The following is a 12,285-nucleotide window of genomic DNA, read 5'->3' as shown; positions in this document are numbered from 1 at the left end:
CGCAGTTTCTGCCACCGGTCCGGATCGTGAGACGTCTATTTCATTTTCACGGGGGTGCCGGACAGGAGATCTTCCGTCGGCGACTCCCCCGCGGGGATCAGCCCACGTCGAGCCGGAGCAGGTCGTCCTCGGTCTCCCTGCGGACGATCACCCGCGCCTCGCCGTCCCGCACGGCGACGACCGGGGGACGCGGTACGTGGTTGTAGTTGCTGGCCATGGAGCGGCAGTACGCCCCGGTGGCCGGCACGGCGATCAGGTCGCCGGGCGCGAGGTCGGCCGGCAGGAACGCGTCCCGGACGACGATGTCCCCGCTCTCGCAGTGCTTGCCGACGACCCGGGCGAGCATCGGCTCGGCGTCGGAGGCGCGGGAGACCAGGGCGACGCTGTACTCGGCGTCGTACAGCGCCGTACGGATGTTGTCGGACATGCCGCCGTCGACGGAGACGTACGTCCGCAGCCCGTCGAGCGGCTTGACGGTACCGACCTCGTAAAGCGTGAAGGCGGTCGGGCCGACGATGGCGCGCCCGGGCTCGACGGAGATCCGCGGCGTGCGCAGCCGGGCGGCCTCGCACTCCCGCGTCACGATCTCGGTGAGCGCCTTCGCGATCTCGTGCGGCTCGCGGGGGTCGTCGTCACTGGTGTACGCGATGCCGAGTCCGCCGCCGAGGTCGATCTCGGGCAGCTCGACGCCGTGCTCGTCGCGGATGTCCTTCAGCAGTCCGACCACGCGGTGGGCGGCGACCTCGAAGCCGGACATGTCGAAGATCTGCGAGCCGATGTGGCTGTGGATGCCGATCAGCTCCAGCCCGTCGAGCCGGAGCGCCCGCCGCACGGCCTCGGCGGCCTGCCCGCCCGCGAGCGGGATGCCGAACTTCTGGTCCTCGTGCGCGGTCGCGATGAACTCGTGCGTGTGCGCCTCGACGCCGACGGTGATACGGATCTGCACCCGCTGCCGCTTGCCCAGTTCCTGCGCGATGTGCGCGACCCGGACGATCTCCTGGAAGGAGTCGAGCACGATCCGCCCGACCCCGGCCTCGATCGCCCGGCGGATCTCGGCCGGGGACTTGTTGTTGCCGTGGAAGGCGATCCGGTCGGCGGGCATCCCGGCGGACAGCGCGGTCGCCAGCTCGCCGCCGGAGCAGACGTCCAGGTTCAGCCCCTCCTCGTACAGCCAGCGCACCACGGCGCGGGACAGGAACGCCTTGCCCGCGTAGAACACGTCGGCGTCCTGGCCGAAGGCGCTGCGCCAGGCCCGCGCGCGGGCCCGGAAGTCGGTCTCGTCGAGGATGTAGGCGGGGGTGCCGAACTCCTCGGCGAGGGTCTTCACATCGATCCCGCCGACGGCGGCGACGCCGTCCTCGGTGCGGGTGACGGTCTGTGCCCACACCTTCGGGTCCAGGGCGTTGAGGTCGGCCGGCGGGGCGGAGTAGTGACCCTCGGGGAGGACGTCGGCGTGACGGGGCCCGGCGGGGTGTGCGGAACGGCTCATGGCGTGTCGTGGCTCTCTCAGAGGTGTTCGGGTGCGTCGATGCCGAGCAGGAACAGGCCGCCGGCCAGCACCGTCCCGGCGGCTTCGGCGAGCGCGAGCCGGGCCCGGTGGGCGGCCGAGGGTTTCTCCGCACCGCGCGGCAGCACCGCGGGCAGGACGGGCAGGACGGCGTCGGCGACGCTGACGAGATGCCGGGCGAGGCGGTCCGGGGCACGGTGGGTGGCGGCCGCGGACAGGACGCGGGGGTGATCGGCGAGGAGCCCGACGAGTGCGCCGGAGCCGTCCACGTCGTCGACGGGGCCCGGCTCGGCGCTGAATCCGAGGTCGGCGGCGTTGCGCCCGAGGGCCCGGGTGCGGGCATGGGCGTAGCGCACGCGGAAGAGGGGGTTGTTCTCCCGCTGGACGAGGTGGTCGGCGGTGATCCGGGGCCGGTCGTGCGGCGCGGGATGCAGCAGCGCCCAGCGGGCGGCGTCGGCGCCGAGCGGCGCGGGGTCCTCGGGCGCGGGCACCGGCCGCAGCGTCACCGGTTCGCCGTGCCCGGTCTCGGCCCGCCCGCCCTGCGACGCGACGATGCGGCCGAGCGCGTCGGCGAGGACTTCGGCGCGCACGTCGTAGGGGATGCGAAGCCGCACGACCTGCCCGGCGAGGGCGTCCCCGTGCCCGTACCGCGTCCCCTCGGCGAGGATCCGCCGCACGAGCCGTACGGCGACCGAGTCCCGCAGCCGGATGTTCAGGAACCCCGGCCCCGTGATCCGCACCGCTCCGACGCCGTCCGCGTCCACGAGATACGGCCGGATCACCTCGGCCACCCGCAGCGGGGGCTGCCCGGCGGGCCGGGCCAGCTGCAGCGCGATGTTCGTCGCGTAGTCCCCCCAGCCCCCCGCCCCCGGCGGCGCCACCACGGCCCGCGCGGGAACGGTCACGCTCAGCTCCCCCGCGTCGACAGCACGACGCACCGCGTGCAGCACGGTGCGCGAGAGCTCGACGGGGGTCACGGGACAAGCGTAGGGGAGGAGGGGGGTGGACGGGCGAGCCGGTTTACGCCGGTCCGGCATGCGGACGGCGAGGCCGGCCGGTCCCCTCGCCTCAGCTACCGGGCCGCCCGGCGGTCTCCCCTCCCTCAGCGGTGACCAGCCCACCGCCGCCGCTGCCGCTGCCGCTCTGTCCGCTCGCCGTCCCGTCGCCCGGGCTCTCCGCCGCACCCTCGCCGCCCTTCTTCCCCTCCATCAGCCGGCGCACGATCCCCACCAGCTGGGACGGCTCGAAGGGCTTGGCGAGGAAGGCGTCGACGCCGATGTCGAGACCGCTGTCGACCTCGTACTGCGTACAGGCGCTGACGATCGCGAGCGGAAGGTCACGGGTGCGCGGGTCGGCGCGCAGCAGGGCGGCGGTCCGCAGTCCGTCGAGTCTCGGCATCACGACGTCGAGCGTCACGACATCGGGCCGGACCTGGTGCACGACTTCCAGACACTCGGCACCATCGGCCGCGGTCACGACCTCGAGGCCCTCCAGCTCGAGATTGACCCTGATCAGCTGCCGGATGACCTTGTTGTCGTCCACGACAAGGATCCGGCCGGACGCGCCTGGCACAACTCGAGAGTAGGTGCGGACCAGCCACCGCGTCCCGGTTTTCCCTACTTCCACCCCCTGCGGGCGACCCGGCCCACGCCACCGCGGGGAAAGCCGTTCATGAACACCCCCTCGAAGCTGGTAGTGTTCTACCCGTCGCCGCGAGACACCGCGACCGACACGCCCCCGTAGCTCAGGGGATAGAGCAACGGCCTCCGGAGCCGTGTGCGCAGGTTCGAATCCTGCCGGGGGCACTTGTCGGGTCACATGTGAGTGTAAAGATGTGATCAGGGCGAGAGCCGACACAGGAGAGCGGGATCCAGTTGTTGCTGGGTCTCGCTCTTTGGCGTGTGGTGGGTCGGTTCGTGGCGGGCGCTCATGCGGAGCGCTTGCGGGATGTCGTCTTCTTCGCCGGTGTCTTCTTGGCCGTGCCCTTCGTCGTCGTGCTTTTCGTGGCCGCCGTCTTCTTCGAGGTCTGGGCCGTCGTCGACTTGGTCGTCGTCTTCTTCGTGGCGGTCTTCTTCGCCGGCTTCTTGGCCGTCGATGTGGACTTCTTGGCGTCCGTCTGCTTCGGGGCCGGGCGGGAGGTGAGGGGTCTGACCTCGGCGCCCTCGCCCCGGGACTCCTGGGCGGCGCGGACGCTCTTCTCCAGGGCGGCCATCAGGTCGAGGACCTTGCCGCTGCGGGCGGGCTCGGGGGCCTCGGGGGGTGCCTCGCCGGCGGCCTTGGCGGCGATGACCTCCTCGACGGCCTCGCGGTACTCGTCGTGGAGGTCGGCGAGGTCGACCTCGCCGAGGGTGTCCATGAGGGCGTCCGCGAGGTCGAGTTCCTTGTCGCGGACGGTGACGTCGGTGTCGGGGGCGACGCCCTCGGGTGCGCGGACCTCGTCGGGCCAGAGCAGGCCGTGCATGACGATCACGTCGTCGACGACGCGCAGCATGCCGAGGCGTTCGCGGCCGCGCAGCGCGAACTTGGCGATGGCCACCTTGTTGCTGCGCTTGAGCGCCTCGCGCAGGAGGGTGTACGGCTTGGCGGCGGGGGCGCCGCTCGCGGCGAGGTAGTACGCCGCGTCCATCTGGAGCGGGTCGATCCGCTCGGCCGGGACGAAGGCCACGATCTCGATCGTCTTGGCGGTGGGCAGCGGAAGCTGGGCCAGGTCCTCGTCGGTGATCGGGATGATCGTGCCGTCGGCGTCCTCGTACCCCTTGCCGATCTCCGACTGGGTGACCTCGCGGTCCTCCAGTTCGCAGACCTTGCGGTAGCGGATGCGGCCGCCGTCCTCCGTGTGGATCTGGCGGAAGGAGATCGAGTGGCTCTCGGTGGCGTTCACCAGCTTGATGGGGATGCTGACCAGGCCGAAGGAGATGGCTCCGTTCCAAATGGATCGCACGCGTCCCACCTTTCCCAACCGGTAAGCGGCACCGTCAGGCGGCCTTACCGGGCGATATGTCCCGGTTTCGTGTGATTCTCATGGTATGACGCCGATCACAGAGGTGGAGGGCCGGAGGCTCGCGCTGAGCAACCTGGAGAAGGTGCTGTACCCGGCGTCCGGCTTCACCAAGGGCGAGGTGCTGCACTACTACGCCACCACCGCCGGCGTCCTCCTCCCCCATCTGCGGGACCGGCCGGTGTCCTTCCTGCGCTACCCCGACGGCCCGGACGGGCAGCTCTTCTTCACCAAGAACGTGCCGCCCGGTACCCCCGACTGGGTCATGACCGCCGAGGTGCACCGGTCGGAGGGGCCGGCGCGGATGGTGCTGGTGCAGGATCTGGCGAGCCTGATGTGGGCGGCGAACCTGGTCGCCGAGTTCCACACCCATCAGTGGCTGGCCGGGACTCCCGACGAGGCCGACCGGGTCGTCTTCGATCTGGATCCGGGGGCGCCCGCGACCGTCGTGCACTGCTGCGAGGTCGCCCTGTGGCTGCGGGAGCGGCTGGCCGAGGACGGCATCACGGCGTACGCGAAGACCTCCGGGTCCAAAGGGCTGCACCTGCTCGCGGCGGTGCGCGGGGCGTCCTCCGAGCAGACGTCCGAGTACGCCAAGGCGCTCGCCGTGGAGGCGGAGCGCGCCATGCCGCGGCTGGTCGTCCACCGCATGACGCGGAGCCTGCGGCCGGGCAAGGTGTTCGTCGACTGGAGCCAGAACGCCGCCCGCAAGACGACGGCGACCCCGTACACCCTGCGGGCGCGCGCCGAACCGTGGGTCTCCGCGCCGGTCACCTGGGAGGAGGTCGAGGCCTGCGGGGACCCCGCCCAGCTGGCCTTCCGCGCGCCGGACATCCCCCCGCGGGTGCAGGACTACGGCGATCTGCTCGCCCCGCTCCTCGATCCGGACCACGCGGCTCCGCTGCCGTGACCCGGCTCGTGTGACTCCGTCGCCGTGTCAGGGCGGTCGCGGCTCCGCCGCCCTGAGAGGGCGGTCGCGGCGCCGTCGCCGAGAGCGAGTGGTCGCGAGGCCGTCGCCGTACGGGGCATCCTCCCGGTCGGTGTGCGAGTCGTCTCCCCCGTCGCTCACACCCGTGTCCACGTCCGGCGGTCCCGGGCCATCGCGTGCAGGGCCTCCACGTCCGCCGGTTTCAGTACGCCTCCCAGGCGGCCCAGGGCGTCGATGTCCGTGTCGGTGAGGACGCGGACGCCGCGGACCGGGCCGGGGACGTTCAGGCGGGTGGGGGCGAGGAGCGCGAGGACGGGGCGGACCTCGGCGGTGAGGGCGTGGGAGGCGCGGGAGGCCTCGGCGCGCAGCAGGCGCAGGAGGGGGACGGGCTCGCGGCGGCCGACGGTGACCATGGGGTCGGCGACGTGGACGCGCTGCCTGCGGGCGTGGAGGGCGTGGACGGCGAACAGGCCGCCGGGCCCGATCAGCAGGTGGTGGACGCGGTCGCCGCCGGGCAGGGGCACGGAGTGCAGCGTGTGCCAGCCGGCCCCCTCCAGGGCGTCCAGCGCGGCGCCGATGGTCTGCTCGGCCTCCAGGGCGCGGCGTCTCGGGTCGGGGCGCAGGGGGTGGGGCGGGTCGCGGTCGACGGAGACGAGCAGGGCCTCGCCGGGGCGGTTGGGGGCGAGGTCGTCATCGGGGTGGAGGGTGAGCCGGGCCAGTTCGGCGGGGGTGGGGACCGGGGGCGGGCCGACCGTGACCGGGCCGGTGACGAAGGGGCGCAGGGCGGCCAGGACGGCCTCTCTGCGGTCCTCGCTCAGCAGGTTGACGCGTGCCGTCTCACGGTCGTACCAGGCGATGTTCGCGCCGTCCGGGAGGCAGACGTAGAGGCGTTCCCGGCCGTGGCGCCGGGTCGGTATGACGCGCAGTGCGCCGGTTCCGCTCATGCACCATCACCCCTCGACCATGGGAACAGGCCGGGTGTTGCGGGGGCAAGCGCCCGGCTGTCGCGGGGGGTCCGCCGCTCACCGGCCGTCGCGGACCGCTCGCGTCGCGCAAAAAGGACGTCCGTACGAATAAGGTGTACGCGTCCCTGGTCAGCCTGATCACCGGAGAGCCGTGCCCGTCCGCGTCCGTGCCCGCGCCTTGGCCGTCGCCGCCCTGCTGCTGGCCACCGGCGGCACCGCCACGGCCTGCGGGGACGCCGGCGGGCTGCGGAGCGCGGGGCCCACGCCGACCGCCGAGGGCCCGGCGCTGCTCTGGCCGACGCTGCCGCCCGCGTCCCGTCCCGCCTACGAGATCGGCGAGGTGGAGCGTGAGGTGGTCAAGGGGGTGCGGGTGCCCGGCGGGAACGTGCACACGGTGGACCCGGTGGCCGTCGTACGGGCCGAGATCGACGCGCATCCGAGGGACTACGAGGGTTCCGGCGCGCGCTTCCGTGAGACGGGCGCGCGGATGGCCGAGTGCGCCGCGGGGCCGGGGCGGGGCGGTTGTCCGGTGCTCGCGCCGTACTACCGGGATCTGACCGGCGACGGACGCGACGAGCTGACGCTGGGCTTCCGGCAGCTGCCGGGCGAGCTGACCGCCGTGCGGGTCTACACCGTGGAGCACGGCCGCCTGGTGCGGGTCATGCTGTGGGACGACGCCGTCAGCGGGGTCGAGCTGGCCGGGCGGTCGGTGATCATCCGGTCGCCGTCGGAGGTGAAGGGGTACGAGTACCGGCTCCAGTGGAGCTGGGACCCGGAGCAGCGGGCGATGCTGCTCACCCATGACGAGATGCTGCGCACCGGCGGGCGGGGGCCGTCCGCGACGGACAGCCGGCCGCCCTCCCCCGCGGAGAGCCGCTGATGAGGCTTCCGCAGTGGGCCGGTGCGCTGGCCGTGAAGGCGGCGCTGTTCATCACGGTGATGTGCTGCGCCCTCGCCGCGCTGCTCGGCGCGCTGGTACATGTGTCGGTGACCAACCAGACCGTCGGCGAGGCCCGTGACCTGGCGCTGGCCCGGCTGGCGGACGCCACGGAAGCGTACGAGGCGGGCGATCCGCTGTCGGCGGGCGCGGGGATCGATCCCGGGGAGCTGCCGGAGCCGCTGCGCGAGCTGGCGGCCGACGGGCAGCGCGGCACGATGGTCGCCGACCACCGGGGCCGGCCCACGATGTGGGCGGCGGGCCCTGCCGAGGGCGGGCACGCGCTCGCCGTGGCCGTCGACTACGCGCAGCAGGCCCGCACCATCGACGGCCTCGACCGGGCCATCGTGGGGTCCTCGGCGCTGGCGATCGGGGCGACGCTGCTGGTCGGCGCGTTCGCGGTGACCCGGGTGACGCGGCGGCTGCACGCGACGGCGCGGGTCGCGCGGCGGATCAGCGCGGGCGATCTCGACGCGCGGGTGCACGACCGGCGCGCCGGCGATCCGGGCCGCCCGCAGGACGAGGTGGCGGCGGTGGCCGCCGCGCTGGACTCCATGGCGGCGTCGCTGCAGGGCAAGCTGCTGGCCGAGCAGCGGTTCACCGCGGATGTGGCGCACGAGCTGCGCACCCCGCTGACCGGGCTGCACGCGGCGGCCGAGCTGCTGCCGCCGGGGCGGCCGACGGAGCTGGTGCGCGACCGGGTGGCGGCGCTGCGCACACTCACCGAGGACCTGCTGGAGATCTCCCGGCTGGACACCGGTCGGGAGCGGCTGGAGCTGGACAGCGAGGAGCTGGGGGCGCTGGCCCGGCGGGTGGTGCGGGCGTCCGGCACCGAGACCGAGGTGCGGCTGGTGCGGGACGCGCGGGTGGAGACCGACCGGCGGCGGCTGGAGCGGGTGCTGGGCAACCTGGTGGCGAACGGGCACCGGCACGGGCGGGCGCCGGTGGTGCTGACCGTGGACGGGCCGGTGGTGACGGTACGGGACCACGGGGACGGCTATCCCGAGTACCTGGTGGCGCACGGCCCCCAGCGGTTCCGCACCGAGGGCGGTGCCCGCGGGCACGGTCTCGGGCTGACCATCGCGCTCGGCCAGGCGGAGGTGCTGGGCGCCCGCCTGAGGTTCGCCAACGCGCCCGGCGGCGGCGCGGTGGCCACCCTGACGCTGCCCGCCACGCCGCCGCGCCGGACCGCCGCGGGGCCGCGCGGCGGGGCGTGACCCCGCCTGGCGCAACGCGGCGCGCGGCGGGCCCGCCCCGCTCCTAGGGTGGCGGTGAGTCACCCCCCGCGCCCGCCCCCGGCCCCGCCCGGAAGCTCGCCGTCCCGCAGTCCCGCCGCCCCGTCCCGCGGCCCCGTCGTCCCGCCGCCCCGTACGCCCGTATGGAGGTCCCCGATGTCCCCTGTGGTCCCTCCTGGCGCGGGGCATATCGGGATGAAGCCCGACGAGTCTGGCTGTCTGGGTAGGTTCCGGGCATGACGAAGGCAGGAACCGCCACCGGGACCGGAACCGCCGTGGCCGCGGACGTGCCCGCTCCCGCGCTACGCCTCCCCCGGCGCCGTGGCATCGAACTCTCGCTCATCGTCGTGGCCGTCCTGCTCCCGGTGTGCGGCTACTGCGCGGTCGGCCTGGCCCGGCACGGCGCCCTCCCGCCGGGCGCCGCCGGCTACGGGGCCGGGCTCGGGGTGCTCGCCCTCCTCGCCCATCTGGCGGTACGGCTGCGCGCCCCTTACGCCGATCCGCTGCTGCTGCCCATCGGGGTGCTGCTCAACGGCCTCGGCCTGGTGCTGATCTACCGCCTCGACCTGGAGACCCCGGCGGACCGGGCGGCGCCCGCCCAGCTCGTCTGGTCCACACTCGGGGTGGCCCTGTTCATCGGCGTGGTCTTCTTCCTGCGCGACCACCGCTTCCTCCAGCGCTACGCGTACGTGTGCGTGGCCGCCGCGCTCGCCCTGCTCACCCTGCCGATCTTCTTCCCGGCGGTGAACGGGGCCCGCATCTGGATCCGGATCGCCGGGTTCTCCATCCAGCCGGGCGAGTTCGCGAAGGTGCTGCTGGCGGTGTTCTTCGCCGCGTACCTGGCCGCCAACCGCAACGCGCTGGCGTACACCGGCCGCCGGATCTGGCTGCTGCAGCTGCCCACCGGCCGGGTCCTCGGACCGGTCCTCGCGATCTGGCTGCTCAGCGTGGGCGTGCTGGTCCTGGAACGCGACCTCGGCACCTCGCTGCTGTTCTTCGGCCTGTTCGTCGTCATGCTGTACGTCGCCACCGGCCGCACCGGCTGGATCGCGGTGGGGCTGCTGCTGGCGGTGCTGGGCGCGGTCGCCGTGGCCCGGCTGGAGCCGCACGTGCACGGCCGGATCGAGGACTGGCTGCACCCGTTCGCCACCATCGACGCAGGTCAGGGCCCCAACCAGGTCGCGCAGTCGCTGTTCGCCTTCGCCGCGGGCGGTGTGCTGGGCACCGGTCTGGGCCTCGGCCACTCGGTCCTGATCGGCTTCGCCGTGAAGTCGGACTTCATCCTGGCCACGGCGGGCGAGGAGCTGGGCCTCGCCGGACTCACCGCGATCTTCCTGCTCTACGCGCTGCTGGTGGAACGCGGCTACCGCGCCGGTCTCGCGCTGCGCGACCCGTTCGGCCGGCTGCTCGCCGTCGGTCTCGCCTCCATCGTGGCGCTCCAGGTGTTCGTGATCGCGGGCGGGGTGACCGGGCTGATCCCGCTGACCGGCATGGCGATGCCGTTCCTCGCCCAGGGCGGCTCCTCGGTCGTCACCAACTGGGCGATCGTGGCGCTGCTGATCCGGGTGAGCCACGCGGCGCGCAAGCAGTACGACGGGCAGGTGGGCCCGTGACCCGGCACATCCGGCACGCCGCCGCCTTCTGCGCCCTGCTCCTGGTGGCCCTGCTGGTCAACGCGGCCCGCGTCCAGGTGTTCCAGGCCCCCGCCCTCGACGACAACCCCGCCAACCGCCGCCAGGCCATCGCGCGGTACGCGCAGCCGCGCGGCGACATCCTCGTCGGCGGGCGCCCGGTCACCGGCTCCAAGGACACCGGGGGCAGGCTGCGCTACGAGCGGACGTACACCGACGGCCCGCTGTACGCCCCGGTCACCGGCTTCGCCTCCCAGGTGTACGGCTCCTCGCTGCTGGAGCACGCCGAGGACGGCATTCTCTCCGGCACCGATCCGGTGCTGTCGCCGCTGGCCGTGATCAGTGACCTCACCCGGGCCCGCACCCCGGGCGGCGACGTGGCGACCACCCTCCACGCGGCGGCCCAGCGGGCGGCGTACGCCGGGCTCGGGGCGCGCAAGGGCGCGGTGGCGGCGCTGGAGCCGGCGACCGGGCGGATCCTCGCCCTGGTGTCGACGCCCTCCTACGACCCGGAGTCGCTGTCGGGCAACGGTGTGACGGTGGGCCGGTCCTGGGCGCAGTTGAACGAGGACCCGAACAAGCCGATGCTGAACCGGGCGGTGCGGCAGACGTATCCGCCGGGCTCGACCTTCAAGGTGGTGACGGCGGCGGCGGCGCTGGACGCGGGGGTGGTGCGGGACCTGGACCGGCCGACCGGCTCACCGGACCCGTACACCCTGCCCGGTACGACGACGAGCCTGACCGACGAAGGCGAGGGGTGCGAGGACGCGCCGCTGCGGGTGGCCTTCGTGCGGTCGTGCAACACGGTGTTCGCCAAGCTCGGCGCGGACGTCGGGGTGGCGGACATGGCGGCCACGGCGGAGGCGTTCGGCTTCAACGACGCGGATCTGCGCATCCCGTACTCGGTCGCGCCGAGCACCTTCGACACCACGGTCGACACGGCGCAGCTCGCGCTGTCCTCGATCGGGCAGTACAACACCCGGGCGACGCCGTTGCAGATGGCGGTGGTGGCGGCGGCGGTGGCCAACGGCGGGCAGGTGCGCGAGCCGTATCTGGTGGAGCGGACGACGACGGCGCACGGGGCGACCGTGCAGTCCGCCGGGCCCCGCCCGGTCCGGCAGGCGATGCACCCGTCGACCGCGGTCCGGTTGCGCGCGCTGATGCGGGGGGTGGTCGAGGAGGGCACGGGCAGGAACGCGGCGATCCCCGGGGCCATCGTGGGCGGCAAGACGGGCACCGCGCAGCACGGCATCGGCAACTCCGGTACGCCGTACGCGTGGTTCGTCTCCTGGGCGCAGGGCGCGCGGGACCTGGAGCCGAAGGTGGCGGTGGCCGTGGTGGTGGAGGACGCGTCGGCCGACCGGGGCGACATCACCGGCGGCGGGATGGCGGCACCGATCGCGAGGGCGGTGATGGAGGCGGTGCTCGCCACCGGAGAGGGCGGTCCCCGCTTCAGCGGCGGCGGTCGATGGCGGTGAGGTCGACCTCGATGGGGAACGGGACGGTGAGTTCGAGCTTGTCGTGGAAGATGCCGGTCAGGGCGTAGGTGGTGGTGGCGGGGTCGAGCTCGTAGACGTACACCACTGGAAGTCCCTTGTTCTCCTCCACACGCCAGAAATGACGGATCCCGGCCTTGGCGTACTTCAGAGGCTTCGCCTCGCGGTCGCGCTCCTCGGAGTCGTCCGAGACGACCTCGACCGCGAGGACGACGTCCTCGGGACGGAGCCAGGTCTGCCGCGGCCCGGTCTCCGCCTCCGCGCGGTACACCAACACGTCTGGTTCGGGCCGGTTGCGCTCGTCGAGCTTGATGGTCACTTCGCGCATGACATCGAGGCCGTCCGGGACCTGCGTCAGGAGGGCATTGTCCAGCAGACGCATAGCGCGCGAGTGGAAGAACGTCTGCGGGCTCACGAAAACCAGGCTCCCGTCGATCAGCTCCGTGTGCGGAGGAAGGTTGGGAAGCTTGTCGAGGTCGTCCGCCGTCCAGCCGCCCTGCGGCGGGCGCGGCCACTGGTAGTCGTCGTCCGGCCCGTAGTCACGCGCGGCGCTCATGATTGCTCCCATGCGACGGAGTCTGCCTGGCA

At 73.4% G+C, this 12,285-nt stretch carries 11 protein-coding genes and 1 tRNA gene; 6 read left to right on the top strand and 6 right to left on the bottom strand.

The window, feature by feature from the left end:
• Positions 1–97: 97 nt before the first annotated feature.
• From lysA to G7Z13_RS23980, 3 genes are all read right to left on the bottom strand, one after another.
• A complete protein-coding gene (gene lysA, locus G7Z13_RS23990) occupies positions 98–1,489 on the bottom strand; it encodes a diaminopimelate decarboxylase (protein WP_166002293.1) in 1,392 nt (463 codons plus the stop codon).
• Positions 1,490–1,506: 17 nt separating this feature from the next.
• Positions 1,507–2,484 (bottom strand): ArgS-related anticodon-binding protein NrtL, encoded by a 978-nt coding sequence (gene nrtL / locus G7Z13_RS23985; RefSeq protein ID WP_166002292.1) that lies wholly within the window; start codon positions 2,482–2,484, stop codon positions 1,507–1,509.
• Positions 2,485–2,575: 91 nt separating this feature from the next.
• Positions 2,576–3,079 carry a response regulator gene (locus G7Z13_RS23980; RefSeq protein WP_240926334.1) on the bottom strand — a complete coding sequence of 168 codons (504 nt, stop codon included), beginning with the start codon at positions 3,077–3,079 and terminating at the stop codon, positions 2,576–2,578.
• A gap of 161 nt (positions 3,080–3,240) precedes the next feature.
• On the opposite strand from G7Z13_RS23980, the gene G7Z13_RS23975 reads away from it, so the two are divergent.
• A tRNA-Arg gene (locus G7Z13_RS23975) sits at positions 3,241–3,312 on the top strand.
• 122 nt (positions 3,313–3,434) lie between these two features.
• Here G7Z13_RS23975 and G7Z13_RS23970 read toward each other — a convergent pair.
• Positions 3,435–4,457, bottom strand: coding sequence for a Ku protein (locus G7Z13_RS23970; RefSeq protein ID WP_166002291.1), 1,023 nt, complete (start codon positions 4,455–4,457; stop codon positions 3,435–3,437).
• Between the two features lie 76 nt (positions 4,458–4,533).
• On the opposite strand from G7Z13_RS23970, the gene ligD reads away from it, so the two are divergent.
• On the top strand, positions 4,534–5,415 hold the full coding sequence (gene ligD / locus G7Z13_RS23965; protein WP_166002290.1) for a non-homologous end-joining DNA ligase: 882 nt from the start codon (positions 4,534–4,536) through the stop codon (positions 5,413–5,415).
• Positions 5,416–5,570: 155 nt separating this feature from the next.
• Here the strand turns inward: ligD and G7Z13_RS23960 are convergent, their stop codons facing one another.
• Entirely contained in the window at positions 5,571–6,377 is an 807-nt protein-coding gene (locus G7Z13_RS23960) for a nuclease-related domain-containing protein (RefSeq protein ID WP_166002289.1), read from the bottom strand.
• Positions 6,378–6,549: 172 nt separating this feature from the next.
• On the opposite strand from G7Z13_RS23960, the gene G7Z13_RS23955 reads away from it, so the two are divergent.
• The 4 genes from G7Z13_RS23955 to G7Z13_RS23940 all read left to right on the top strand — a co-directional run bounded on the left by G7Z13_RS23955 (position 6,550) and on the right by G7Z13_RS23940 (position 11,679).
• Positions 6,550–7,278 carry a hypothetical protein gene (locus tag G7Z13_RS23955; RefSeq protein WP_166002288.1) on the top strand — a complete coding sequence of 243 codons (729 nt, stop codon included), beginning with the start codon at positions 6,550–6,552 and terminating at the stop codon, positions 7,276–7,278.
• Entirely contained in the window at positions 7,278–8,552 is a 1,275-nt protein-coding gene (locus G7Z13_RS23950) for an ATP-binding protein (RefSeq protein WP_166002287.1), read from the top strand. The genes G7Z13_RS23955 and G7Z13_RS23950 overlap by 1 nt, the downstream gene beginning before the upstream one ends.
• Before the next feature lie 254 nt (positions 8,553–8,806).
• Positions 8,807–10,183: an FtsW/RodA/SpoVE family cell cycle protein gene (locus G7Z13_RS23945; RefSeq protein ID WP_166002286.1), complete on the top strand. Its 1,377-nt coding sequence runs from the start codon at positions 8,807–8,809 to the stop codon at positions 10,181–10,183.
• Positions 10,180–11,679, top strand: coding sequence for a penicillin-binding transpeptidase domain-containing protein (locus G7Z13_RS23940; protein ID WP_166002285.1), 1,500 nt, complete (start codon positions 10,180–10,182; stop codon positions 11,677–11,679). Before G7Z13_RS23945 ends, G7Z13_RS23940 begins: the two co-directional genes overlap by 4 nt.
• On the opposite strand, the gene G7Z13_RS23935 is transcribed toward G7Z13_RS23940, so the two are convergent.
• The gene (locus G7Z13_RS23935; protein ID WP_166002284.1) at positions 11,654–12,253 is read right to left on the bottom strand and encodes a Uma2 family endonuclease; all 600 of its coding nucleotides are present in this window, start codon (positions 12,251–12,253) and stop codon (positions 11,654–11,656) included. The two genes, G7Z13_RS23940 and G7Z13_RS23935, sit on opposite strands and share 26 nt — an antisense overlap.
• Positions 12,254–12,285 lie beyond the last annotated feature (32 nt).

The organism is Streptomyces sp. JB150 (assembly GCF_011193355.1).
Lineage (GTDB): Bacteria > Actinomycetota > Actinomycetes > Streptomycetales > Streptomycetaceae > Streptomyces.
This window is presented reverse-complemented; position numbering and strand designations above follow the sequence as displayed.